The organism is Pseudomonas sp. MT3, from assembly GCF_054720805.1.
On the sequence record NZ_JBTVPY010000039.1, the window covers coordinates 1 to 23,290 of the forward strand.

A 23,290-nucleotide genomic window follows, 5' to 3' on the forward strand; every position below is an offset into this window, starting at 1 on the left:
GGCCTGCGGCCGATACGGCGGGGTAGACATAGAATCTCCTACAGGTGGAGACCGCGTCCGGATACCAGGCAGGGTCCGCCGTCAGGAGATGGAACGCGGCCCGTGGTTGCGCCGGAAGGTCTCCTCCCCCATCGCCGCGATCTGCCCTTCGATCAGCGCATCGAACGGGCGCAACAGGTCGGCGTGGGACCGCGGCGCATCCAGCGCATCGAGCGCATGCACCACCGCCTCGATGGTGGACAGCGCGCCTTCAGCCGGCGCCTTGCGCAGGCGGTAGCGCGAGGTCAGCCCTTCCGGCAGGACGACGCGCGGCAGCGCCGCCAGGTTCGGGTTCAGATGCAGCAGCTTGCGCGCCTTGCGCCAGGTGCCGTCGGGCACCACCAGCAGGCGCGGCTTATCCACAGGCTGCGTAGCCAGATCGGCCAACACCACGGCGGACTCGCCGGGGAACAACAGCCAGGCGTCCCAGGCGGACAGATCGAGATCGCTGAAATCCTCGCCCACCATCAACTCCGCATTGGCCAGGCCAAGTGCCGCCAGGCGCGCGGTATTCAGCGCATGCCCGACCTCGCTCGGGTGCTGCAGCAGGAGCACGCGGGTACGGTTGTCCAGGTGCGGGATCAGCGCGCACAGGCAGTGGTTCAGCGGGCGCTCGCAGCGCGGGCAGCGGGCACGGCTCATGACTGGCTCGGCTGGGTGCGCAGCAGGTCGCGGAAGTTCTGGATCAGCGGCTCGCGGGAACGGCCACGACGCAGGATCAGCGAGAACGGCGCCTGATAGCCGAAGGTCGCCGGCAGCAGCGCGCGCAGGCGGCCCTGCTCCACCCAGGAATGGGCGTAGTGCTCCGGCAGATAACCGATGTAACCGCCGGAAAGGATCAGGATCAGTTGCGCCTCCATACTCTCCACGGTACCCGCGCTGTGCTTGAAGCCGTGCCGCGCCAGTTCCGCCTGGCTCCAGTAGCCACGGCCGACCATGCGCTGCTGGGTGATCAGCTCGGCGGGAATGCGCCGGCCGTCGAACAGCGGGTGGCGGTCGCTGCAATACAGCCAGTGCTGCTCTCTATAAAGAGGCTGGTAGACCAGGCCGTTCATCCGGCTGAAGAAGGAGCCGATGGCCAGGTCCAGGCGGTTGTCCAGCACCGCCAGCTGCAGCTCGTAGGGACTCTGCACCTGCAGGTGCAGGTGCACCGCCGGGTGCAGGCTGCTGAAGGAGCCGATGACGTCGGCCAGCGGCAGCGCCGGATCGCTCACGGTGGAATCCAGCACGCCGAGATTCAGGGTGCCGCGCAGCTCGCCCTTGAGGGTCGCCGCGTAGCGCTCGAAGCCTTCCAGTTCGCCGAGGATGCGCAGGGTTTCCTGGTGGAACAGCTCACCCTTGCTGGTCAGCCCGAAGCCGCCCCGGCCGCGGTGGCAGAGCACGATGCCCAACTGGTTCTCCAGTTGGCTCATGTAGGTGCTGATTGCCGAGGTCGACAGGTTGAGTTCCTGCTGGGCAGCGGCGAAGCCCTGGCTGCGCACCACGCAGGCGAAAATCCGCAGCAGTTTGACGTCGGGCAGTGCGCTCGCGCTCATGAAGACTCCGCAAAACCGCGGCCGGGCCGCTCTAGTTCAATACTTTCTGTACCTGAAAAACGGATGATAGCAAGCCAGCTATCTATTCAGAAACCGCAGCCCACAAGCCCGGCGAGCCGTCTGCTGCGGCAAGGTGGCGCAGTCTAGCGACCGCCATTAGTTTAGAAAACTCTGAAGTGATTATTTGTAGCCAGCGATTTTTTCCACTACCCGGTCTGATGAGAATCCGGTCTCAGTATTCAACAAGCCTGTTTCCACGAAGACAGCGATCAGCCTGAGGCCCTACCCATGGACAAGAAACTCCACCAGCCCCTGGGCGGTAACGAAATGCCGCGTTTCGGCGGCATCGCCACCATGATGCGCCTGCCGCATATCCAGTCCCCCGAAGAGCTCAACGAGCTCGATGCCGCCTTCGTCGGCGTGCCCCTGGACATCGGCACCTCCCTGCGCTCCGGCACTCGTTTCGGGCCGCGCGAAATCCGCGCCGAGTCGGTGATGATCCGTCCGTACAACATGGCCACCGGCGCCGCGCCGTTCGATTCGCTGAACATCGCCGACATCGGTGACGTGGCGATCAACACCTTCAACCTGATGGAAGCCGTACGCATCATCGAAGAGGCGTACGACAAGATCCTCGACCACGGCATCCTCCCGCTGACCCTGGGCGGCGACCACACCATCACCCTGCCGATCCTGCGTGCCATCCACAAGAAGCACGGCAAGGTCGGCCTGGTCCACATCGACGCCCACGCCGATGTCAACGACCACATGTTCGGCGAGAAGATCGCCCACGGCACCACCTTCCGCCGCGCGGTGGAAGAAGGACTGCTGGACTGCGACCGCGTGGTGCAGATCGGCCTGCGCGCCCAGGGCTACACCGCCGAAGACTTCAACTGGAGCCGCAAGCAGGGCTTCCGCGTGGTGCAGGCCGAAGAATGCTGGCACAAGTCACTGGAGCCGCTGATGGCCGAAGTCCGCGAGAAAGTCGGCGGCGGCCCGGTCTACCTGTCCTTCGACATCGACGGTATCGACCCGGCCTGGGCGCCCGGTACCGGCACCCCGGAAATCGGCGGCCTGACCACCATCCAGGCGATCGAGATCGTCCGTGGCTGCCAGGGCCTGGACATCATCGGCTGCGACCTGGTCGAGGTCTCCCCGCCCTACGACACCACCGGCAATACCTCGCTGCTCGGCGCCAACCTGCTGTACGAAATGCTCTGCATCCTCCCGGGCGTAGAGCGCCGCTGAGCGCACGAGCACACACATGAATAACGACGCCTGCGTAGCACAGGTGCTGGAGGCTGCCCGCGTTCTCGTGGCAGCCTTCGCGCGCACCGACACCGAAGCCTACTTCGCCGCCTTCAGCGAAGACGCCAGCTTCATCTTCCACACCTGGCCGCAGCCGCTGCTTTCGCGCGCGGCCTACCGCGAGGTGTGGGAAAGCTGGCTGCGTGACGATGGTTTCGAGGTCCTTGACTGCCTTTCGAGCAACACCTTTGTGAGCCTGCAGGGCGAAGACGTGGCCGTGTTCTGCCACGACGTCGCCACGCGGCTGCGCATCCAGGGAGAGGAAAGCCTGAACCACGAACGGGAGACCATCGTCTTCCGCCGTGATCCGAAACAGGGCCGATGGCTGGCCACACACGAGCACCTGTCACCGTCTCCGACGCCATAAAGACAGGGCTCCCCGGGAGGAAGTCATGGATAACAAGAACAACACACACGCCATCACAACAATCGAGACATTCGGGGTCGAACAGATCCCGGATCACGAGCGCAACGCCACGCCCACCGACCTGTTCCGCATGATCTTCGGTGGCGCCAACACCTTCGCCACCGCCGTGCTGGGCAGCTTCCCGGTGCTGTTCGGCCTGTCGTTCCAGGCCGGCGTCTGGGCCATCGTCCTGGGCGTGCTGGTCGGCTCGATCATCCTCGCTCCGATGGGCCTGTTCGGCCCGCTCAACGGCACCAACAACGCGGTCTCCTCGGGCGCCCACTTCGGCGTGCACGGGCGGATCGTCGGCTCGTTCCTGTCGCTGCTCACCGCCGTGGCCTTCTTCTCCCTCTCCGTGTGGAGTTCGGGCGATGCGCTGGTCGGCGGCGCCAAGCGCCTGTTCGACCTGCCGGAAACCGACCTGACCCTGGGCCTGGCCTACGGCCTGTTCGCCGTGCTGGTGCTGATCGTCTGCATCTACGGCTTCCGCTTCATGCTGATGGTCAACAAGATCGCCGTGTGGGCCGCGAGCCTGCTATTCCTGCTCGGCCTGTTCGCCTTCTCCGGCCCCTTCGACGCCGGCTACGCCGGTACCGTGCAGATGGGCAGCGAAGGTTTCTGGGCCGCCTTCATCGGCGCTGCCCTGCTGGCCATGAGCAACCCGGTATCGTTCGGCGCCTTCCTCGGTGACTGGGCGCGCTACATCCCGCGCCAGACCTCGCAGAAGCGCATCATGCTGGCGGTGATCTGTGCCCAGCTGGCGACCCTGATCCCGTTCCTGTTCGGCCTGGCCACCGCCACTATCGTCGCGGTCAACGCCCCGGACTACATCACGCAGAACAACTACGTCGGCGGCCTGCTGGCCGTTTCGCCGAGCTGGTTCTTCCTGCCGGTGTGCCTGATCGCGGTGATCGGCGGCATGTCCACCGGCACCACCTCGCTGTACGGCACGGGCCTGGACATGTCCAGCGTGTTCCCGCGCCTGCTGAGCCGCGTGCAGGCCACCCTGCTGATCGGCCTGCTGTCCATCGCCTTCATCTTCATCGGTCGCTTCGCCGCGAACCTGGTGCAGAGCGTGTCGACCTTCGCCGTGCTGATCATTACCTGCACCAGCCCGTGGATGGTGATCATGATCCTCGGCCTGATCATCCGCCGTGGCTTCTACCACGCCGATGACCTGCAGGTGTTCACCCGTGGCCAGGAAGGCGGCGCCTACTGGTTCCACAACGGCTGGAACTGGCGCGGCATGGGTGCGTGGATCCCCAGCGCGGCCCTGGGCCTGTGCTTCGTCAACCTGCCGGGCCAGTTCGTCGGCCCGCTGGGCGACCTGGCCGGCGGCATCGACATCAGCCTGCCGGTCACCCTCGGCATGGCCGCCCTGCTCTACGTCGCCCTGCTGCGGACCTTCCCGGAACCCGCCGGCGTCTACGGCCCCAAGGGCCCGCGCTGGGTCGGCAGCCACGACCGCCCGGTGCGCGGCATCAACGAACCGGCCGCCTGAAGCGACACCCACAAGACCCGTGAAATCGCACCGGACCGGCCGCGCCGATCCGATGCCCCACCGCACGCCACGAGCGCGCGGCAACAATGACAATGCACGCGTGAGGACCCGAAGATGGGCTTGGATATTCTCGTAGTACTGATCTATGCCGCCGGCATGATCGCTCTGGGTTGGTACGGCATGCGCCGCGCCAAGACCCGCGACGACTACCTGGTTGCCGGGCGCAACCTCGGCCCAGGCTTCTACCTGGGCACCATGGCCGCCACCGTCCTGGGCGGCGCCTCCACCATCGGCACCGTGCGCCTGGGCTATGTCCACGGCATCTCCGGCTTCTGGCTGTGCGCGGCCCTGGGCCTGGGCATCGTCGGCATCAGCCTGTTCCTCGCCAAGCCGCTGCTGAAACTGAAGATCTACACCGTCACCCAGGTTCTGGAGCGCCGCTACAACCCGGCCGCCCGCACCGCCAGCGCGATGATCATGCTGGTGTACGCCCTGATGATCGGCGCCACCTCGACCATCGCCATCGGCACCGTCATGCAGGTGCTGTTCGGCCTGCCATTCTGGGTATCCATCCTGATCGGCGGCGGCGTCGTGGTGCTGTACTCCACCATCGGCGGCATGTGGTCCCTGACCCTGACCGACATCGTGCAGTTCCTGATCATGACCGTCGGCCTGGTTTTCGTACTGATGCCCATGTCGCTGGACCAGGCAGGTGGCTGGGACGCGCTGGCGAGCAAACTGCCGGCCAGCTACTTCTCCCTGACCGCCATTGGCTGGGACACCATCCTCACCTACTTCCTGATCTACTTCTTCGGCATCTTCATCGGCCAGGACATCTGGCAGCGCGTGTTCACCGCCCGCAGTGAAACCGTCGCCAAGGTCGCCGGCTCCGCCGCAGGCATCTACTGCATCCTCTATGGCCTGGCCTGCGCCGCCATCGGCATGGCCGCCAAGGTGCTGCTGCCGGACCTGGACAACGTCAACAACGCCTTCGCCAGCATCGTCGACCACACCCTGCCGTCCGGCATCCGCGGCCTGGTCGTCGCCGCCGCCCTGGCTGCCCTGATGTCCACCGCCAGCGCCGGCCTGCTGGCCGCTTCCACCACCCTGGTGCAGGACCTGATCCCGCGTCTGCGCAAGGGGCGCGGCATGAGCGGCAACGGCGACGCCCACGAAAACCGCATCTCCACCCTGGTGCTGGGCATCGTGGTGCTGGGCATCGCCCTGGTCGTCAGCGACGTGATCAGCGCCCTGACCCTGGCCTACAACCTGTTGGTGGGCGGTATGCTGATCCCGCTGCTGGGCGCCATCTACTGGAAGCGCGCCACCACCACCGGCGCCATCACCAGCATGGCCCTGGGCAGCCTGACGTCCCTGGCGTTCATGCTGATCGACGGTCTGGAAGCCAACACCCCGATCTACTACAGCCTGGCCATCGGCCTGGTCAGCTTCATCGTCGTCAGCCTGCTGTCGCGCCGCCCGGCGGCCGCCGCCAGCGTCGCCTGAGCGCGAGACAGCCAATAAAAAGGGCGCGGCGAGTCGATCACCGCGCCCTCTTTCATTTCACGACCTCTCCCTGTAAGGAACTGCCATGACCACCTGCGGCGAATTCCTCGTCAAACAACTCGAAGCCTGGGGCGTCGACACCGTCTTCGGCATCCCCGGCGTACACACCGTCGAGCTGTATCGCGGCCTGCCCCACAGCGGCATCCGCCACATCACCCCGCGCCACGAACAGGGCGCCGGCTTCATGGCCGACGGCTACGCGCGCGTCACCGGCAAGCCGGGCGTGTGCTTCATCATCACCGGCCCGGGCATGACCAACATCCTCACCGCGATGGGCCAGGCCTACGCCGACTCCATTCCCATGCTGGTGATTTCCAGCGTCAACGAGCGCTCGCGCCTGGCCCACGGCAACGGCTACCTGCACGAACTGCCCAACCAGCGCGCCATGACCGCCGGGGTGAGCGCCTTCAGCCATACCCTGATGAGCGTCGAGGAGCTGCCAGCCGTACTGGCCCGCGCCTTCGCCGTATTCGACAGCGAGCGCCCGCGCCCGGTACACATCGAGCTGCCGCTGGACATCATTACCGCCCCGGCCGACCACATGCAGGTGCTGCCGCGCGTGCAACTGGCGCGCCCGGCTCCGGCCCGCTCGCCGCTGCACGAAGCCGCCGCCAAGCTGGCCAAGGCGCAGAAACCGCTGCTGCTGCTCGGTGGCGGCTGCGTCGCCGCGCAAGCCGAGGCCCGCGCCCTGGCCATCGCCCTTGATGCACCGACCGCGCAGACCATCAATGCCAAGGGCCTGCTGCAGCCGGACCACCCGCTGCTGGTCGGCAGCAACCAGTCGCTGGTCCCGGTCCGTGAACTGGCGCTGGAGGCCGACGTGGTGCTGGCCATCGGCACCGAACTGGGCGAGACCGATTACGACGTGGTGTTCGACGGCAACTTCAAGATCGGCGGCGAACTGATCCGCATCGACATCGACCCGCAGCAGCTGATGCGCAACTTCGCGCCGCAGATCGCCATCCAGGCCGACGCCCGCACCGCCATGCGCGCCCTGCTGGAACTGCTGCCGGCGCGCGAGGCCGACGCCACCAGCCCCGGCTCCCGGCGCGCGGCCAAGGTGCGCGCGCAACTGGCCGAAGACTTCAGCGGCTGGGCGCACTACCGCACCCTGTTCGACACGATCCTCGACGTGCTGCCCGACGCGCGCTTCGTCGGCGACTCGACCCAGACCGTCTACAGCGGCAACCACCTGGTGGAACTGGACGGCGGCCGCCGCTGGTTCAACGCCTCCACCGGCTACGGCACCCTGGGCTACGGCCTGCCGGCCGCCATCGGCGCCAAGCTCGGCGAGCCGGGCCGCCCGGTGATCAGCCTGATGGGCGACGGTGGCCTGCAGTTCACCCTGACCGAACTGGCCAGCGCCGTGGAAGCCAAGGTGGGCATCGTCGTGCTGCTGTGGAACAACCACGGCTACGGCGAGATCAAGCGCTACATGGAACGCCGCGACATCACCCCGCTGGGCGTGGACATCTACACCCCGGACTTCCTCGCCATCGCCAGGGGCTTCGGCTGCGCCGCCGAACGCGCCCGCGACCACGCGCACCTGCAGGAACTGCTGCGCAGCGCGCCGAGCGACCGCCCGCTGATCATCGAAGTGATGGAAGCGGCGCCGTTCGCGCCCTAAGCATCATCGCGCGAGACCCTGCCCCGTAGGAGCGAGCTTGCTCGCGAACCGCCCAGTTCGGGATTGTTCGCGAGCAAGCTCGCTCCTACGAAAAGCTCCAGCACTCCGGGCTTGGCCCTGGCCTCAATGAGTGGCACGGTGTATCGGCGTACAACCGCGAACGGTTGTACGTCCTACGCTCAGCCTTGAAAGGCGCACACCATGAAGATCGTCACCCGCGACCGCTGGTTCGAGGTCCGCCACTGCTACGACGGCGTCAGTCTGATCCACGAGCCCTACGTTCGCCCCTTCTACCGCTGCAACCTGTGGCACATCCAGGGCCGCGACCGCGACGTGCTGGTGGACAGCGGCTCCGGCCTGGTCAGCCTGCGCGAACAACTGCCCTGGCTCACCGAGCGCCCGCTGCTGGCAGTCGCCAGCCATACCCACTTCGACCACATCGCCGGTCATCACGAATTCGACGAGCGCCTGGTGCATCCGGCCGAGGCCGACATCCTCGCCAGCCCCGACGGCGAACGCACCCTGGCCACCGCCTTCGTCGGCGACGAGATGTTCGACGCCCACCCCGACTGCCCACTGTGCTACGCCGAATACCGGGTCAAGGCCGCGCCGGCGACCCGCACCATCGACGAAGGCGACGTGCTCGACCTGGGCGACCGCACCCTGCAGGTGCTGCACACCCCCGGCCACTCGCCGGGCGGCATCAGTCTGTGGGAAGAGAAGACCCGGACGCTGTTCTCCGGCGACATCATCTACGACGGTCCGCTGATCGAGGACGCCTACCACTCCAACCTCGACGACTATGCAAGAAGCCTGGCACGCCTGCGCGAGCTGCCGGTGCGCACCGTGCACGGCGGGCATTTCCCGAGCTTCTCCGGGGAACGGTTGAAGACGATGATCGACGACTGGTTCAAGGCCCGAGAATGACGGGTAATCCGTGAAGAACCAAAAGAAAAACCCGCCATCCGGCGGGTTTTTCATGCGGGGGCGGCGGGGAACTATCAACCGCGCCGGCGCTGCTCCATCAGGCGACGTTGCTCGTCGCTGCGGATGGGGATGGGTTGCAAACGTGGAGGCTCGATCAGTCCAAGCGCGACACCGAGCTTCCACGCAATGCTTTGCAGCCAGACTTTCATGGGATGCCTCCTCATTCCAATTCGGGTCGGGCGGTCCGTTACCACCATGAACCGCCCTAGGAAAGAATAGCTCGGCGTCCCACTCTCCGCCCGCGCCACTCATTCCTTGATACAAAGCCTATCGGTTCAGACCGGATCAGCGCCTGACCTGAATCAAGAGCGCGACATATCGACGATCAGCGACGCAGCGTCCGCCGCACCCACTGCTCGCTGCTGACCAGCGTGATCCCCGCCAGCACCAGCACCGCGCCGCCGACGAAATTCAGGCTCAGCGGCTCCCCCAGGATCAGCACCCCGAAAGCGATGCCGAACATCGGCGTCATGAAGGAAAACACCGCCAGGTTCGAGGCCAGGTAGCGGCGTAACAGCCAGAACCAGGTGAAATAGCTGAAGAACGACACCAGGATGCCTTGGAACAACACACTGCCCACGCCGATGGCGGTCAGGCTGACGTTATGGGTTTCACCCAGCGCCAGCGCGATGAGCGGCAGCAACAGCGCAGCGGCGAACAACTGGTAGAACAGCGTCAGACTCGGCGGCGCCTCGGACAACCGCGTGGTGCGCACCGCCACGGTGGTCAGCCCCCAGGACAGTCCGGCGAGCACACCGAAGGCGTCGCCCAGCAACATGCGGCCATCCATCCCGGCAAGGTCGAAATTGCCACCGAAGCACAGCGCGATACCGCCGAAGCACACCGCGATGCCCAGCCACTGCAGTGGCCGCAGGCGTTCGCTGGGCAGCAGGAAATGCAGGCACAGCGCCGAGAAGATCGGCGCCGTATAGATGAACACCGCCATGTGCGAGGCAGAGGTGTAGACCAGCCCCTGGGCGATGAAGAAAAATTCCGCTGAGAACAGCACCCCGGCCAGCGCGCCGCCGGCCAGGGTGCCCTGGCGCAGCCCCTCCCAGCCACCGCGCCAGCACATCATCAGCCCCACCAGCACGGCGGCGATCACGCTGCGCCCGAAGGCCTGCATGATCGGCGCGATGTCCGGCGCGGCGAGCTTCACCATCACCTGCTGGATACCCCAGATCACGCACAGGCCGGTCATCACCTGGATGGCGAAAGCATCGGCGTTCTTGCGTTCGGCAATCATGGGCGCCTCCGGACGAAGACGCGATCGAGGTTCGGACAGGACATGGCAAGTCTCGGCAGAAGAAGGGAAACGTCCAATGAAAATCGGCGGACATGAAAGTCCGCCGATTATTCCAGTTCGAGACGGCCGGCCGCCAACGAAAATCCGCTGCCCAGCCCACCGCGAACGACATCACTTGCCGGATTTCACCTGACTCCAGGTGCGGGTGCGGAGGCGTTCCAGCTTCTGCGGCAGCGGTTCCACCGAGAACAACCGGGCCTGCACCTCGGCCGGCGGGTAGACGTTGGGGTTGTCACGCAGTTCCGTCGAAATCAGCCCATCCGCCGCCTGGTTGGGGTTGGCGTAGGCCACGTAGTCGGAGATCGGCGCCACCACGTCCGGGCGCAGCAGGTAGTTGAGGAAGGCGTGGGCCTGCCCGACGTTCTTCGAATCCTTCGGAATCGCCAGCACGTCGAACCAGGCTGCCGCTCCTTCCTTGGGAATGCGGTACTCGATGTGGATGCCGTTGCCCGCTTCCTTGGCGCGGTTGGCCGCCTGCATCGCGCCGCCGGACCAGGCCAGGGCCACGCAGACGTCGCCGTTGGCGAGGTCGGTGACGAACTTCGAGGAACTGAAGTAGGTGATGTTCGGGCGCAGTTGCGCCAGCAGTGCTCCGGCTTTCTTGTAGTCCTCGGGGTTGCGGCTGTTCGGCGGCAGCCCCAGGTAATGCAGGACCTGCGGGATCACCTCGGTGGGCGAGTCGAGGAAGGCCACGCCACAGGATTTCAGCTTGGCCAGGTTCTCCGGCTTGAACACCAGGTCCCAGGAGTCCACTGGCGCGTTGTCGCCGAGCACGGCCTTGACCTTGTCGACGTTGTAGGCGATGCCGTTGGTGCCCCACATGTAGGGCATGACGTACTGGTTGCCAGGATCCTTGCTCTCCAGCACCTTGAGCAGTGCCGGGTTGAGGTTCTTCCAGTTCGGCAGTTGGCTCTTGTCCAGCGGCTGGAACACGCCGGCCTTGAGGTAGTTGGGGAGGAAGCTGTCGCTGGGGACGACCACGTCATAGCCGGAATGGCCGGAAAGCAGCTTGGCTTCCAGCACTTCGTTGCTGTCGTAGACGTCGTATTGCGGCTTGATACCGGTTTCAGCCTGGAAGCCCTTCAGGGTGTCCGGGCCGATGTAGTCGAACCAGTTGTAGATGCGCACTTGCGGCTCGGCGCTGGCGACGCTGGCCGTGACGAGGGTGGCGGCGGCGAGCAGGCCGCGCAGCACGGTGTTCTTGTTCATGTCCTTCCCCGGGGTGATGCGCCCGCACAAGCGTTCGCGAGCCAGAATGAAACCGGGCGGACTCTCGTCCGCCCGGTGGCGTCGGTCAACGCGCGGCGGCTTCGAAGCCTTGCAGCACGTTCACCGCGTTGACGCCGATGGCTTCGACCGCGTAACCGCCTTCCATGATGAACAGGGTCGGAATGCCCAAGGCGGCGATGCGTTCGCCCATGCGCAGGTAGTCCGGGCTGTCCAGCTTGAACTGGGAGATCGGGTCGTCCTTGTAGGTATCCACGCCCAGCGAGACCACCACCGCGTCCGGTGCGTAGGCGGCGATCTTGCGGCAGGCATCGTCGAGGGCGGCGGACCAGCCGTCCCAGTCGGTGCCGTGAGCCAGCGGGTAGTTGTGGTTGTAGCCGTCGCCGGCGCCTTCGCCGTGCTCGTCGGCGTGGCCGAGGAAGTACGGGTACTCCACCAGCGGGTCGCCGTGGATCGAGGCGAACAGCACGTCGTTGCGGCGGTAGAAGATGTCCTGGGTGCCGTTGCCGTGGTGGTAGTCCACGTCGAGGATGGCCACGCGTCTGGCGCCCTGGTCGAGGAAGGCCTGGCTGACGATGGCGGCGTTGTTCAGGAAGCAGTAGCCGCCCATGAAATCGCTGCCGGCATGGTGGCCCGGCGGACGGCACAGGCCGAAGGCCATGTTGGCGCCCTGACGCATGTGGTCCTGGGCGGTCAGCGCGACCTGGGCCGAACTGTAGATGGCCTGCCAGGTGCCCGCGGTGATCGGCGCCTCGGTGTCGAAGCTGTAGTGGCCCAGCTCGCCCATCAGCGCGGTGGGGATGGGGCCGTCACGGCGCAGGCGGCGCCCCGGGAAGGTGGTGGAGACCAGGTCGCCGGTATGGCCTTCGGCCGCCCAGCGGGCCCAGGCGCCCTTGAGGAATTCGACGTAGCGGGTGTTGTGGGTGCGCAGGATCGCTTCCAGGCCGAAGTCCTTCGGGGCGATGACCTCGCCCAGGTTCTGCGACTTCACGCGAGCCAGCACGGTGTCTGCGCGGCTGGGCATTTCGAAGCAGGGCTGGAGTTTGCCGTCGACCAGTTCGGACTGGCCGAAGTGCAGGCGGTGATCGTCGCTATAGACCGTGAGCATGGGAATGAACCTCTGACGGATTATTGTTCTCGGGTGGCAGGATTCTGCCCAGCCTGGCCACGGCGCAGAACAGCGTGAGCGGCCAAAAGGGGATCGATATGGCCATAATTTGTGACCCTTAACCAACCGTACCGGCCGGAAACCGTCCTGAAACCTTCCCCTAGCGTTCCCCCGCCTCGCTATGCTTCAGGGAATTGCCACGGCGCAGCCCGGTCGAACTCCGGTATCGCGCCATGACCATCGGATGGGGGGAAGATGCGGAAAACCATCGCACGGGTATGCTGCCATGCCCTGTTGCTACTGATGTCGGCACTGATGCTGTCGCTGGCCGGCACCGACGCCGCGCTGGCGGACGAACCGGGCGCGGCGACGCCCGCCTCCGCCTTCGAACTGCCGGACCTGCCCGACGAGGCCAGTCTGGACCAGTTGGGTGATCGCCTGGAACTGATTCGCCAGCGCGTGTCCGCCGACAGCGACGACAGCCTGCTCTCCACCCTGCGCCAGGCCGCGCTGCAGGTCCAGCTGCACGCCGAACAGAGCGTGGGAGACCTCAGCACCCGGCTCGCCCGCACGGAGGATCAGCTCAAGGTCCTCGGCCCGGAAGTACCCGGCGAAGCGGACAACCTCACCCGCCAGCGCAACGACTTGCAGGCGGAGCAGAAGCAACTGGCACAACAGGTACAGCGCGCCAAGCAGATGGACAACGCCGCCCTGGACCTCGCCGCGCAGATCGTCAACCTGCGCCGCAGCCAGTTCAACTCGCAGATCGCCACGCGCTCCTCGCCACCGTTCAGTCCGCGCTTCTGGTCCAGCCTGATCCGCCCGACCGACGATGACCTGGCGCGTCTGAACGCCGTCCACCAACGGATTGCCGACAGCCTCGTCCAGGCCTGGCAGCCTGGCAACCGCGCGCCCTTCGTCGTCTGCCTGATCGCCGCCGCGCTGCTCTGGGTGCCGGGACGCCGCCTGCTGGAGCAACTGCTGACCAAGGCGATGATCCGCTGGATTCCCGTCGGCCGACTACGGCGCAGCGCCCTGGCCCTGTCGGTGAGCCTGGCGACCATCGTCACCCTGGGCGGCGGGGCCGGGCTGATCCGCGAAGGGCTGGACTGGCACGAACAGCTCGACGGCAACATGTCCAACCTGGCCGACCAACTGCTCGCCCTGGTGATCTTCTGCACCTTCACCGCCGGCCTCGGCCGTGGCCTGCTGGCCGTACAGCGCCCCTCCTGGCGCCTCCCCGACCTGCCCGACCCGGTGGCCAAGGCCCTCTCGCCCTTCCCCTGGCTGATGGCCTGGATGCTCCTCCTGCTCGGCACCCAGGAACGCCTGAACAGCGCCAGCGGCGCCAGCCTCGCCCTGACCGTCGCGGTCAACGGCATCACCGCCCTGGCCAGCGCCGTGCTGTTCGCCACGGCACTGTACTGCTACCGCCGCAGCCGTCGCGAGGCGGACGACCACGAGGCCTCCCCGCTCACCAGCGTGATCGTCCTGGCCATCCTGATCACCGTGCTGCTAATTCTGCTCGCGCTGGTCTCCGGCTATCTCTCGCTGGCCTATTTCCTCGCCGGCAAGCTGCTCTGGGCCAGCGTGATCTGTGCCAGCGGCTACCTGCTGACGGCCCTGTTCGGCGACCTCTGCGAGGCACTGCTGTCGCCGAAGCATCCGATCGGCGAGCGCCTGGCGCAGAACCTCGGCGTCAATCCGCAGCATCAGGCGCAGTTCACCACGCTGCTGACCGGCACGGGCCGCACCCTGCTGGTGCTATCGACCCTGCTGGTGGCGTTCTCCACATCCGGCGCCAGCCCGGGCGAGCTGCTGCAAGGACTGGTGCAACTGGTGGAAAGCGGCCAGTCGCTGGGCCGCCTGAACATCGTTCCGCAGGACATCCTGCTGGCCCTGGCGACGCTGGGCGCCGGCCTGTTCGGCCTGCGTCTGCTCAAGCGCTGGCTGGCCGACGAACTGCTGCCGGAAACCAGCATGGATGTGGGCATGCGCGCCTCGCTGGTGACCCTGGTGGGCTACATCGGCATGGTCATCCTGGTACTGCTGGTGCTTTCGGCCCTGCGCATCAACCTCACCAGCCTGACCTGGGTGGTCAGCGCCCTGTCGGTGGGCATCGGCTTCGGCCTGCAGGCCATCGTGCAGAACTTCATTTCCGGCCTGATCCTGCTGACCGAGCGACCGGTGAAGGTCGGCGACTGGGTCAGCCTGACCGGGGGCGTGGAAGGCGACATCCGGCGGATCAACGTACGCGCCACGGAAATCCAGATGTCCGACCAGTCCACGGTGATCGTCCCCAACTCGCAGTTCATTTCCCAGAACGTGCGCAACGTGACCATGAGCAACGCCCTGGGGGTGGTCAGCATCAGCCTGACGCTGCCGCTGGACACCGATGTACTGAAGGTTCGCGAGGTGCTGCTGGCGGCCTTTGCCGAGCATGAGTCGATTACCGCCACGCCGGCGCCGTCGGTGACCTTCAAGGAACTCGGCGCCACCGGGCTGACCCTGGGCGTGTCGGGCTACGTGAACAGCCCGCGCGCCGTGGCCACCGCACGCAGCGACCTGCTCTTCACCATCCTCGGCCGCCTGCGCGAACTGGGTATCTCGCTGTCCTCGCCGCAGAGCCTGGTGCTGCAGCAGCCACTGCCGGTTCCGCAGAAGCCCGCAACGGACCCTGGAGAATGAGTCCCCTGGATGCATCGACCACAGGTCGGCCACCGCGCCCGCACACGCGGGCAAACCTAGACTGAACCATAGGCCCCCGCACGGGGCCACACCTCGCTGAGTCCGTCGTCGAGCGCAACACCGTCGGTGCCGGTGCGCTCCGACTCGGCCGGCCCGTACGCAATGCTCCCGCCCGGGACGCCGCCATTGCGTGACGACGCACCGGGCCGTCGCGCCCGGTGTCCGGCGCGGCAAAGGGTCATCCGGCATGCGCCCCTCGCCGCCCTGCCCTCTACCCGACCACCGTCGGGCCGACGCGTGCACGGTGGTCCTGCGCAGGAGTCGCGTCATGGACGAAGCCAAGCTCAACGATTTCATGGGCAAGCTGGTCACCGACATGGGTGGCGCGGCGATGCTCGCCAACATCATCCTCGGCGACGAACTCGGCCTGTACCGCGCGATGGCGGACAGCCAGCCGATCAGCGCCCAGACCCTGGCCGAGCGCACCGGCTGCAACGCCCGCCTGGTGCGCGAATGGCTCAGCGCCCACGCCGCGTCCGGCTACATGGAACACCACGACGGCCTCTTCCGCCTGCCCGAAGAGCAGGCCCTGGCCCTGGCGGTGGAGGACTCGCCGGTCTATGTCGCCGGTGGCGCGGTGGTGGTCGCGGCTCTGTTCCACGACAAGGACAAGCTGGTGGCCGCCATGCGTGGCGACGGCGCATTGCCCTGGGGCGATCACCACCCCTGCATGTTCTCCGGCACCGAGCGGTTCTTCCGTCCCGGCTACCGGGCGCACCTGGTCAGCGAATGGCTGCCGGCGCTCGACGGCGTGCTCGAGAAGCTCCAGCGTGGCGCGCAGGTCGCGGACATCGGCTGCGGCCACGGCGCCTCCACGGTAATCATGGCGCAGGCCTTCCCCGACTCGCGGTTCGCCGGCTTCGACTATCACGCGCCATCGATCGACACCGCCACCCAGCGCGCCACGGAGGCAGGCGTGGCCGATCGCACACGCTTCGAGCGCGCCAGCGCCAAGGACTATCCGGGCGACTACGACCTGATCTGCTTCTTCGACTGCCTGCACGACATGGGCGACCCGGTCGGCGCCGCCCGCCATGCCCGCCAGGCACTCAAGCCGGACGGCACGGTACTGCTGGTGGAGCCCTTCGCCAACGACCACCTCGACGACAACCTCAACCCGGTGGGCCGGCTGTTCTATGCCGCCTCCACCTTCATCTGCACGCCCAATTCGCTGTCCCAGGAAGTCGGCCTGGGCCTGGGCGCGCAAGCGGGCGAAGCACGTCTGCGCAAGGTCTTCGAGGAGGCCGGGTTCAGCCAGTTCCGCCGCGCTGCGGAAACACCCTTCAACCTGATCCTGGAAGCCCGCGCCTGACCGTCATCGAGCGGCGGCCGCAACGGCGAGCACGTGGTTCTGATGCAGACGGCCGGGCTGATCGCGCTTCCGGAAGCTCTACGGCATCGCCCCGGCCAAGGGCTGATGAAACGAAAGCGCGCACTCCCCCGGAGTGCGCGCTTTTTCATCCGGCGCCGCCAGGGCGCGGGGCGAGTGCTAGCTGGAAGGCTCCAGCTGCACTACGGAAATCGTATTCGACGCCTCGATGCCCCAGTCACCGAACTGGTACCAGTCCTCGCCGAGCATCTCGGCCGGGTGCATGGTGCGGTCGGCGCCGTTGCCGCAGGCCAGGTTGGTGGACGGGCAGTAGCGATCGCAGCCCCAGCAGATACGCTCGGGGTGCGGCGGATTGAGGGGGAATTTCTTGGCCATGATCAGGCCCTCGGGCTTCCTTGTGGGATTCCTGAAGGCTATGCCTGTCAGACGGGCCTGATCCTTGATCTGCGACAATTTTACGCGGATTTCATGCACGGCTCTTTGTGCACCGCTCGCTATGCACGGAAGTGGCTCGGCGGCTGGCCGCTCCAGCGCTGGAAGGCGTGGCGCAGGCTGGCGGTCTCGCTGAAGCCGAGTTCCTCGGCGATGCGGTAGATCGGCATGTCGCCGTCCTGTAGCAGTTCCTTGGCGCGGGCGAAGCGCAGTTCGTCGAGCAACTGCTGGTAGCTGGTCTGCTGTTGCTGCAGATGGCGGCGCAGGCTGCGCGAGGAGCAGTTCAGGCGGCGCGCCAGTTCCTCCAGGCCCGGCGGTTCCTGCAGGCGTTCGCCGAGAATCGCGCGAACCTTGTCGAGCCAGGCGCGGCGCGCGGCCAGGTCGATATTCTGCCGGCGGCACTGCTCCAGCATCTCCCGGTGGGTCACCGCGTCGGCCAGCGGCAGGCGCATGTCCAGCCAGCTCGCCGGGAAGCCGATGGCGCTGCGCGGGCAGTCGAAATCCAGCTGGCAGCCGAACAGGGTGGCGTAGGCGGCGCAGCGGTCGGCCGGGCCGGTGTAGTCGAATTCGGCGCGCACCAGCGGCAACGGCTGGCCGAGCAGGTCGGCGCAGGCGACCTTCAGCGAGCCCAGGCACAGCTCGGTGTTGAACGGGCGCAGCTCTTCCTCTTCGCCGTAGCCGGTGGCGACCAGCCAGGCCATGTCGCCGTCCACTTCCAGCGCGAGGTGGAAGTAGGTGCCCAGCAACACCGGGTAGCTCAGGCCGATGCGCAGCGCCTCGCCCAGGGTGGGCGCGGAGATCAGCGCATAACCCAGCAGGCCGTAGGCGGTGATCCGCGTGCGTACGCCCAGGCGCAGGCCGAGGGCCGGTTCGCCGGCGAGGTTCTGCACGTTGGCGAAGACCTGCTGCTCCTGCCACGGGCTGACCAGCCGGCGCAGGTCGAGCAGGTCGTCGCCAGTGATGCCGCTGCCCTCGAGGATGGACTCGCGGCTGTGCCCCTCGGACTCCATCAGCGCGACGGTCAGCGAGGTCATGTGCAGGGAGTTGAGCCAGGTGGAGCGGGAGAAGGTCAGAGAATTCATTCGATGCCCATCGTAGACGCTACGGCGCGCCAGCGAATGTTACCGCGGCAGGCGCAGGTCAGAAGCAGGCAAGTTGCGTGCCGGCCACCTGGCGTGGCCGGATCGATCCCCACTGGACGGGGCTTTCGACGCCAGGCGAGAAACTTCCCTCCTGGCGGCAGGGTTACCTTTGCGGACACCCGGACGGTGCAGGTGCACCGTCTCGGCGCTCAACCGCGGAAGAGTTTCAACCGCGGGAGAGGAAGCGCATGCCCTCTTCCAGGCCGCTCAGGGTCAGCGGGAACATCTGTTCCTTCACCAGCTCGCGCACCAGGCCCGTGGAAGCGGTGTAGTTCCAGGTGTCCTTCGGGTACGGGTTGATCCAGATGAGCTTCTTGTACTTCTCCATGAAGCGCTGCATCCAGACGTAGCCGGCTTCCTCGTTCCAGTGCTCGACGCTGCCGCCGGCCTGGGTGATCTCGTAGGGCGCCATGGCCGCATCGCCAACGAACACCACCTTGTAGTCCGGCCCGTACTTGTGCAGCAGGTCGAAGGTAGCGGTGCGCTCGCTGCTGCGGCGCAGGTTGTTCTTCCACACCGACTCGTAGATGAAGTTGTGGAAGTAGAAATATTCCAAATGCTTGAACTCGGTCTTGCAGGCCGAGAACAGTTCCTCGCAGACCTTCACGTGGGCGTCCATCGAGCCGCCGATGTCCAGCAGCAGCAGGAGCTTCACGGTGTTGCGGCGCTCCGGGCGCATCTGGATGTTGAGCAGGCCGGCATCCTTGGCGGTGTGGTCGATGGTGCCGTCGATGTCCAGCTCTTCCGCCGCGCCCTCGCGAGCGAACTTGCGCAGGCGGCGCAGGGCGATCTTGATGTTGCGCGTGCCCAACTCGACCTGGTCGTCGAGGTTCTTGTACTCGCGCTGGTCCCACACCTTGGCGGCCTTGCCCTGGCGCTTGCCGGCATCGCCGACGCGGATGCCCTCGGGGTTGAAGCCGCCGGAGCCGAACGGGCTGGTGCCGCCGGTGCCGATCCACTTGTTGCCGCCGGCATGGCGTTCCTTCTGCTCTTCCAGGCGCTTCTTGAACTCCTCGATGAGCTTGTCCAGGCCACCCAGGGACTGGATCTGCGCGCGTTCCTCGTCGGTCAGCAGGCGCTCGAACTCCTTGCGCAGCCACTCTTCGGGGATCAGCGCCTTGAGGTGGTCGTCGAGCTTTTCCAGGCCCTTGAAGTAGGCGCCGAAGGCCCGGTCGAACTTATCGAAATGGCGCTCGTCCTTCACCATGATGGTCCGGGCGAGGTAATAGAACTCGTCCATGTCGGCGAACACGACGCGGTGCTTGAGCGCATCGATCAGGTCGAGCAGCTCGCGCACCGACACCGGCACCTTGGCCGCGCGCATTTCGTTGAACAGGTTGAGCAGCATGGCTGCACCCTCTCTAAAGCACATGCTCTTGTAGGAGCGAGCTTGCTCGCGAACCGGCAAAGAGCTTCGCGAGCAAGCTCGCTCCTACAGGGAGATACGAAAGAATCAGCGACTGGCGCGGCGACTCATGAACGCCAAGCGTTCCAGCAGTTGCACGTCCTGCTCGTTCTTCACCAGCGCCCCGGCCAGCGGCGGAATGGCCTTGGTGGGATCGCGCTCGCGCAGCACGGCTTCGCCGATGTTGTCGGCCATCAAGAGCTTCAGCCAGTCCACCAGCTCGGAGGTGGAGGGCTTCTTCTTCAGACCCGGTACCTTGCGCACGTCGAAGAAGATGTCCAGCGCCTCGCTGACCAGCGTGCCGCTGATCTTCGGGTAGTGCACGTCGACGATCTTCTGCAGGGTCTCGCGGTCGGGGAAGGCGATGTAGTGGAAGAAGCAGCGGCGCAGGAAGGCGTCCGGCAGTTCCTTCTCGTTGTTCGAGGTGATGATGATGATCGGGCGCTGCTTGGCCTTGATGGTCTCGTTGGTCTCGTAAACGAAGAACTCCATCTTGTCGAGTTCCTGCAACAGGTCGTTGGGGAACTCGATGTCGGCCTTGTCGATCTCGTCGATCAGCAGGATCACGCGCTCTTCGGCCTCGAAGGCCTCCCAGAGCTTGCCCTTCTTGATGTAGTTGCGCACGTCGTGGACCTTGTCCACGCCCAGTTGCGAGTCGCGCAGGCGGCTCACCGCGTCGTACTCGTAGAGCCCCTGGTGGGCCTTGGTGGTGGACTTGATGTGCCAGGTGATCAGCTTGGCGCCGAAGGACTCCGCCAACTGCTCGGCCAGCATGGTCTTGCCGGTGCCCGGTTCGCCCTTCACCAGCAGCGGGCGCTGCAGGGTGATGGCGGCGTTGACCGCCAGCTTGAGGTCGTCGGTGGCGACGTAGGACTGGGTGCCTTCGAACTTCATCGGGAAATCCTCGAACGGTAGCGGCCGGGCCGGACCCGGGCGGAGAGATGCGTTTGGGAGACTGCGACTATAACGCGCATGGCGCTCGACTGTGAACGCAGGTCGAGCATTCAGTCACTGAATGCCCGCTTCCCCCTCGTTCAGCCACCACTTGTGACGCCCCATCGCCCGTACGGTCATTGAGACCCGCTCCAGGCGCCACTGCGACCGATCGTTCCGCCGGTTCTGCGTCTGGACGCAGAGGCGGGCTGGGAATAGGCTTTCGGGTCTACTCAAGAGCGACAAGGACTCTCTCACCATGAGCCGCATTTACGCAGACAACGCGCAGTCCATCGGCAACACGCCGCTGGTCCAGATCAATCGCATCGCCCCGCGCGGCGTCACCATCCTGGCCAAGATCGAAGGACGCAACCCCGGCTATTCGGTGAAATGCCGGATCGGCGCCAACATGATCTGGGATGCCGAGTCGAGCGGCCGCCTCAAGTCCGGCATGACCATCGTCGAGCCGACCTCCGGCAACACCGGCATCGGCCTGGCCTTCGTCGCCGCCGCCCGTGGCTACAAGCTGACCCTCACCATGCCCTCCTCCATGAGCCTGGAGCGCCGCAAGGTGCTCAAGGCCCTGGGCGCAGAGATCGTCCTCACCGAGCCGGCCAAGGGCATGAAAGGCTCGATCGCCAAGGCCGAGGAAATCGTCGCCAGCGACCCGTCCAGGTACTTCATGCCGGCGCAGTTCGACAACCCGGCCAACCCGGCGATCCACGAGAAGACCACCGGCCCGGAAATCTGGAACGACACCGATGGCGCGGTGGACGTTCTGGTGGCCGGCGTCGGCACCGGCGGCACCCTTACCGGCGTGGCGCGCTACATCAAGAACACCAAGGGCAAGCCGATCCTCGCGGTGGCGGTGGAGCCGGTCAGCTCGCCGGTGATCAGCCAGACCCTCGCCGGCGAGGAAGTCAAACCCAGTCCGCACAAGATCCAGGGCATCGGCGCCGGCTTCGTGCCGAAGAACCTCGACCTGTCGCTGGTGGACCGCGTCGCCACCATCACCGACGACGACGCCAAGAGCATGGCCCTGCGCCTGATGCAGGAAGAAGGCATCCTCTGCGGCATTTCCAGCGGCGCCGCGATGGCCGCCGCGGTGAAGCTGGCGGAGGAGCCGAACATGCAGGGCAAGACCCTCGTGGTCATCCTCCCCGACTCGGGAGAGCGCTACCTGTCGACCATGCTCTTCGACGGACTGTTCGACGAACAGGACCTGGTTCAGTAAGCCGCCTCCGCCCCGTTCCGGGGCGGCTCCCTGGCGGGCGTTCCGACAGCGGGCGACCCGGGTCACGCGTGGCTGTCTGCGGACCCGCAAGCAGCCACCGCCCCTCGCCATGTTCCGGCAAAACGGTTAATTCTTGCTCAGCCCGTACTACCGCGCCGACCGCCCTGGGCGGACGGCGCCGGGCCTCCCGCACCGCCGTCAGGAACATAAGAATGAAAACGTCCTCCCCGTTGCTCACCACCCTCGCACTGTCCATCACGATGTTCGCAGGCGCCGCCCAGGCTGACTCCGTGAAGATCTACAACTGGTCCGACTACATCGCCCCGGACACCGTGCCGACCTTCACCAAGGACACCGGCATCCAGGCAACCTACGACGTCTACGACAGCAACGAGACCCTCGACGGCAAGCTGATGACCGGCAAATCCGGTTACGACATCGTGGTGCCGTCGAACCACTTCATGGCCAAGCAGATCCAGGCCGGCGCGCTGAAGAAGCTGGACAAGAGCCAACTGCCGAACTGGAAGAACCTCAACCCGGTGCTGATGAAGGCGCTGGAAGTGAACGATCCGGGCAACGAGCACGGCTTCCCCTACCTGTGGGGCACCACCGGCATCGGCTACAACCCGGCGAAGATCAAGGAAGTGCTGGGCGACAACGCGCCGATCGACTCCTGGGACATCTTCTTCAAGCCCGAGTACATGGAGAAGCTGGCCAAGTGTGGCGTCGCGGTGCTGGACAACGGCCCGGAACTGCTGCCGATCACCCTGAACTACCTGGGCCTGCCGCATCACAGCCAGAAGCTGGATGACTACAAGAAGGCCGAGGAAGCGCTGCTCAAGGTGCGTCCGTACATCCGCTACTTCCACTCCTCCAAGTACGTCAGCGACCTGGCCAACGGCGAGATCTGCGTAGCCGTCGGCTTCTCCGGCGACATCCTGCAGGCCGCCACCCGCGCCAAGGAAGCCAAGAACGGCGTGGAAATCCAGTATTCCACGCCGAAGGAAGGCTCGCCGCTGTGGTTCGACATGGTCGCCATGCCCAACGACGCGCCGGATGAGAAGGCCGCCTACGCCTTCATGAACTACCTGCTGCGCCCCGACGTGATGGCCGGTGTCAGCAACTACGTGCACTACGCCAATGGCAACCTGGCTGCCGACCCGCTGGTGGACAAGGCAATCAAGGCGGACCCTGCGATCTACCCACCGCAGGACAAGATGGCCAAGCTGTTCGCCCTCGAATCCATGCCGATGAAGATCGACCGCGTGCGTACCCGCACCTGGAACACCATCAAGACCGGCAAGTAAGCGTCACCCTTGCCTGACAACGCGCGGCCCCGGCCGCGCGTTGTCGTTTCTGTCGCTTGCACCGGGCCGGATTTCGCAGACAACGCCTGCTCGCATGAGGGCTTCCTGTAGGAGATTCTATGTCTACCCCGCCGTATCGGCCGCAGGCC

Annotated in this window: 20 protein-coding genes; 10 read left to right on the forward strand and 10 right to left on the reverse strand. The window is 66.0% G+C overall.

Annotation, left to right across the window (positions count from 1 at the left end):
- Positions 1-81 precede the first annotated feature (81 nt).
- Both ACYCAX_RS26000 and ACYCAX_RS26005 read right to left on the reverse strand, forming a co-directional pair.
- The gene (locus ACYCAX_RS26000; protein ID WP_460249181.1) at positions 82-681 is read right to left on the reverse strand and encodes a tRNA-uridine aminocarboxypropyltransferase; all 600 of its coding nucleotides are present in this window, start codon (positions 679-681) and stop codon (positions 82-84) included.
- A complete protein-coding gene (locus ACYCAX_RS26005) occupies positions 678-1,574 on the reverse strand; it encodes a LysR family transcriptional regulator (RefSeq protein WP_015476375.1) in 897 nt (298 codons plus the stop codon). The genes ACYCAX_RS26000 and ACYCAX_RS26005 overlap by 4 nt, the downstream gene beginning before the upstream one ends.
- Positions 1,575-1,862: 288 nt before the next feature.
- On the opposite strand from ACYCAX_RS26005, the gene speB reads away from it, so the two are divergent.
- The 6 genes from speB to ACYCAX_RS26035 all read left to right on the forward strand — a co-directional run bounded on the left by speB (position 1,863) and on the right by ACYCAX_RS26035 (position 8,909).
- Positions 1,863-2,822, forward strand: a complete 960-nt coding sequence (speB, locus tag ACYCAX_RS26010; protein WP_015476374.1) for an agmatinase — start codon at positions 1,863-1,865, stop codon at positions 2,820-2,822.
- Positions 2,823-2,838: 16 nt separating this feature from the next.
- The gene (locus ACYCAX_RS26015) at positions 2,839-3,249 is read left to right on the forward strand and encodes a YybH family protein (protein WP_192224155.1); all 411 of its coding nucleotides are present in this window, start codon (positions 2,839-2,841) and stop codon (positions 3,247-3,249) included.
- Between the two features lie 25 nt (positions 3,250-3,274).
- On the forward strand, positions 3,275-4,789 hold the full coding sequence (locus tag ACYCAX_RS26020) for a purine-cytosine permease family protein (RefSeq protein WP_294971628.1): 1,515 nt from the start codon (positions 3,275-3,277) through the stop codon (positions 4,787-4,789).
- Positions 4,790-4,903: 114 nt separating this feature from the next.
- Complete coding sequence (locus ACYCAX_RS26025) at positions 4,904-6,295, forward strand: sodium:solute symporter family protein (RefSeq protein WP_015476371.1); 1,392 nt, start codon at positions 4,904-4,906, stop codon at positions 6,293-6,295.
- A gap of 85 nt (positions 6,296-6,380) precedes the next feature.
- The gene (locus ACYCAX_RS26030) at positions 6,381-7,982 is read left to right on the forward strand and encodes a 5-guanidino-2-oxopentanoate decarboxylase (RefSeq protein ID WP_294971623.1); all 1,602 of its coding nucleotides are present in this window, start codon (positions 6,381-6,383) and stop codon (positions 7,980-7,982) included.
- A 201-nt stretch (positions 7,983-8,183) separates the two neighbouring features.
- Positions 8,184-8,909, forward strand: coding sequence for an MBL fold metallo-hydrolase (locus ACYCAX_RS26035; RefSeq protein ID WP_294971620.1), 726 nt, complete (start codon positions 8,184-8,186; stop codon positions 8,907-8,909).
- Positions 8,910-8,983: 74 nt separating this feature from the next.
- Here the strand turns inward: ACYCAX_RS26035 and ACYCAX_RS26040 are convergent, their stop codons facing one another.
- The 4 genes from ACYCAX_RS26040 to ACYCAX_RS26055 form a co-directional block, all read right to left on the reverse strand.
- A complete protein-coding gene (locus tag ACYCAX_RS26040) occupies positions 8,984-9,118 on the reverse strand; it encodes a PA1414 family protein (protein ID WP_269078304.1) in 135 nt (44 codons plus the stop codon).
- Positions 9,119-9,294: 176 nt separating this feature from the next.
- A complete protein-coding gene (locus tag ACYCAX_RS26045) occupies positions 9,295-10,215 on the reverse strand; it encodes a DMT family transporter (RefSeq protein WP_015476368.1) in 921 nt (306 codons plus the stop codon).
- 171 nt (positions 10,216-10,386) lie between these two features.
- Positions 10,387-11,484, reverse strand: coding sequence for an extracellular solute-binding protein (locus tag ACYCAX_RS26050; RefSeq protein ID WP_294971612.1), 1,098 nt, complete (start codon positions 11,482-11,484; stop codon positions 10,387-10,389).
- An 85-nt stretch (positions 11,485-11,569) separates the two neighbouring features.
- On the reverse strand, positions 11,570-12,610 hold the full coding sequence (locus ACYCAX_RS26055) for a histone deacetylase family protein (protein ID WP_294971609.1): 1,041 nt from the start codon (positions 12,608-12,610) through the stop codon (positions 11,570-11,572).
- A 255-nt stretch (positions 12,611-12,865) separates the two neighbouring features.
- On the opposite strand from ACYCAX_RS26055, the gene ACYCAX_RS26060 reads away from it, so the two are divergent.
- Both ACYCAX_RS26060 and ACYCAX_RS26065 read left to right on the forward strand, forming a co-directional pair.
- Positions 12,866-15,298 (forward strand): DUF3772 domain-containing protein, encoded by a 2,433-nt coding sequence (locus ACYCAX_RS26060; RefSeq protein WP_294971606.1) that lies wholly within the window; start codon positions 12,866-12,868, stop codon positions 15,296-15,298.
- Positions 15,299-15,626: 328 nt separating this feature from the next.
- Positions 15,627-16,670, forward strand: a complete 1,044-nt coding sequence (locus ACYCAX_RS26065; protein WP_015476364.1) for a class I SAM-dependent methyltransferase — start codon at positions 15,627-15,629, stop codon at positions 16,668-16,670.
- Between the two features lie 177 nt (positions 16,671-16,847).
- Here ACYCAX_RS26065 and ACYCAX_RS26070 read toward each other — a convergent pair whose 3' ends face one another.
- From ACYCAX_RS26070 to ACYCAX_RS26085, 4 genes are all read right to left on the reverse strand, one after another.
- The gene (locus ACYCAX_RS26070) at positions 16,848-17,063 is read right to left on the reverse strand and encodes a DUF3079 domain-containing protein (protein WP_015476363.1); all 216 of its coding nucleotides are present in this window, start codon (positions 17,061-17,063) and stop codon (positions 16,848-16,850) included.
- 119 nt (positions 17,064-17,182) lie between these two features.
- Complete coding sequence (locus ACYCAX_RS26075) at positions 17,183-18,202, reverse strand: AraC family transcriptional regulator (protein WP_015476362.1); 1,020 nt, start codon at positions 18,200-18,202, stop codon at positions 17,183-17,185.
- Between the two features lie 226 nt (positions 18,203-18,428).
- Positions 18,429-19,610: a vWA domain-containing protein gene (locus ACYCAX_RS26080; protein WP_015476361.1), complete on the reverse strand. Its 1,182-nt coding sequence runs from the start codon at positions 19,608-19,610 to the stop codon at positions 18,429-18,431.
- Positions 19,611-19,715: 105 nt separating this feature from the next.
- Positions 19,716-20,561, reverse strand: coding sequence for an AAA family ATPase (locus tag ACYCAX_RS26085; protein WP_015476360.1), 846 nt, complete (start codon positions 20,559-20,561; stop codon positions 19,716-19,718).
- A gap of 298 nt (positions 20,562-20,859) precedes the next feature.
- Between ACYCAX_RS26085 and cysK the strand changes: the two genes are divergently transcribed.
- Both cysK and ACYCAX_RS26095 read left to right on the forward strand, forming a co-directional pair.
- Entirely contained in the window at positions 20,860-21,834 is a 975-nt protein-coding gene (gene cysK / locus ACYCAX_RS26090; protein WP_015476358.1) for a cysteine synthase A, read from the forward strand.
- Between the two features lie 212 nt (positions 21,835-22,046).
- The gene (locus ACYCAX_RS26095) at positions 22,047-23,141 is read left to right on the forward strand and encodes a polyamine ABC transporter substrate-binding protein (protein WP_460249182.1); all 1,095 of its coding nucleotides are present in this window, start codon (positions 22,047-22,049) and stop codon (positions 23,139-23,141) included.
- The last annotated feature ends 149 nt before the right edge of the window (positions 23,142-23,290 follow it).

Bases quoted from the DNA above. Each gene is read 5' to 3' on its own strand.
- ACYCAX_RS26020 (WP_294971628.1), top strand. From the start codon at position 3,275: ATGGATAACAAGAACAACACACACGCCATCACAACAATCGAGACATTC.
- cysK (WP_015476358.1), top strand. From the start codon at position 20,860: ATGAGCCGCATTTACGCAGACAACGCGCAGTCCATCGGCAACACGCCG.
- ACYCAX_RS26065 (WP_015476364.1), top strand. From the start codon at position 15,627: ATGGACGAAGCCAAGCTCAACGATTTCATGGGCAAGCTGGTCACCGAC.
- ACYCAX_RS26055 (WP_294971609.1), bottom strand. From the start codon at position 12,610: ATGCTCACGGTCTATAGCGACGATCACCGCCTGCACTTCGGCCAGTCC.
- ACYCAX_RS26000 (WP_460249181.1), bottom strand. From the start codon at position 681: ATGAGCCGTGCCCGCTGCCCGCGCTGCGAGCGCCCGCTGAACCACTGC.
- ACYCAX_RS26075 (WP_015476362.1), bottom strand. From the start codon at position 18,202: ATGAATTCTCTGACCTTCTCCCGCTCCACCTGGCTCAACTCCCTGCAC.
- ACYCAX_RS26080 (WP_015476361.1), bottom strand. From the start codon at position 19,610: ATGCTGCTCAACCTGTTCAACGAAATGCGCGCGGCCAAGGTGCCGGTG.
- ACYCAX_RS26095 (WP_460249182.1), top strand. From the start codon at position 22,047: ATGAAAACGTCCTCCCCGTTGCTCACCACCCTCGCACTGTCCATCACG.
- ACYCAX_RS26050 (WP_294971612.1), bottom strand. From the start codon at position 11,484: ATGAACAAGAACACCGTGCTGCGCGGCCTGCTCGCCGCCGCCACCCTC.
- ACYCAX_RS26030 (WP_294971623.1), top strand. From the start codon at position 6,381: ATGACCACCTGCGGCGAATTCCTCGTCAAACAACTCGAAGCCTGGGGC.
- ACYCAX_RS26035 (WP_294971620.1), top strand. From the start codon at position 8,184: ATGAAGATCGTCACCCGCGACCGCTGGTTCGAGGTCCGCCACTGCTAC.
- ACYCAX_RS26005 (WP_015476375.1), bottom strand. From the start codon at position 1,574: ATGAGCGCGAGCGCACTGCCCGACGTCAAACTGCTGCGGATTTTCGCC.
- ACYCAX_RS26085 (WP_015476360.1), bottom strand. From the start codon at position 20,561: ATGAAGTTCGAAGGCACCCAGTCCTACGTCGCCACCGACGACCTCAAG.
- ACYCAX_RS26025 (WP_015476371.1), top strand. From the start codon at position 4,904: ATGGGCTTGGATATTCTCGTAGTACTGATCTATGCCGCCGGCATGATC.
- ACYCAX_RS26045 (WP_015476368.1), bottom strand. From the start codon at position 10,215: ATGATTGCCGAACGCAAGAACGCCGATGCTTTCGCCATCCAGGTGATG.
- speB (WP_015476374.1), top strand. From the start codon at position 1,863: ATGGACAAGAAACTCCACCAGCCCCTGGGCGGTAACGAAATGCCGCGT.
- ACYCAX_RS26040 (WP_269078304.1), bottom strand. From the start codon at position 9,118: ATGAAAGTCTGGCTGCAAAGCATTGCGTGGAAGCTCGGTGTCGCGCTT.
- ACYCAX_RS26060 (WP_294971606.1), top strand. From the start codon at position 12,866: ATGCGGAAAACCATCGCACGGGTATGCTGCCATGCCCTGTTGCTACTG.
- ACYCAX_RS26070 (WP_015476363.1), bottom strand. From the start codon at position 17,063: ATGGCCAAGAAATTCCCCCTCAATCCGCCGCACCCCGAGCGTATCTGC.
- ACYCAX_RS26015 (WP_192224155.1), top strand. From the start codon at position 2,839: ATGAATAACGACGCCTGCGTAGCACAGGTGCTGGAGGCTGCCCGCGTT.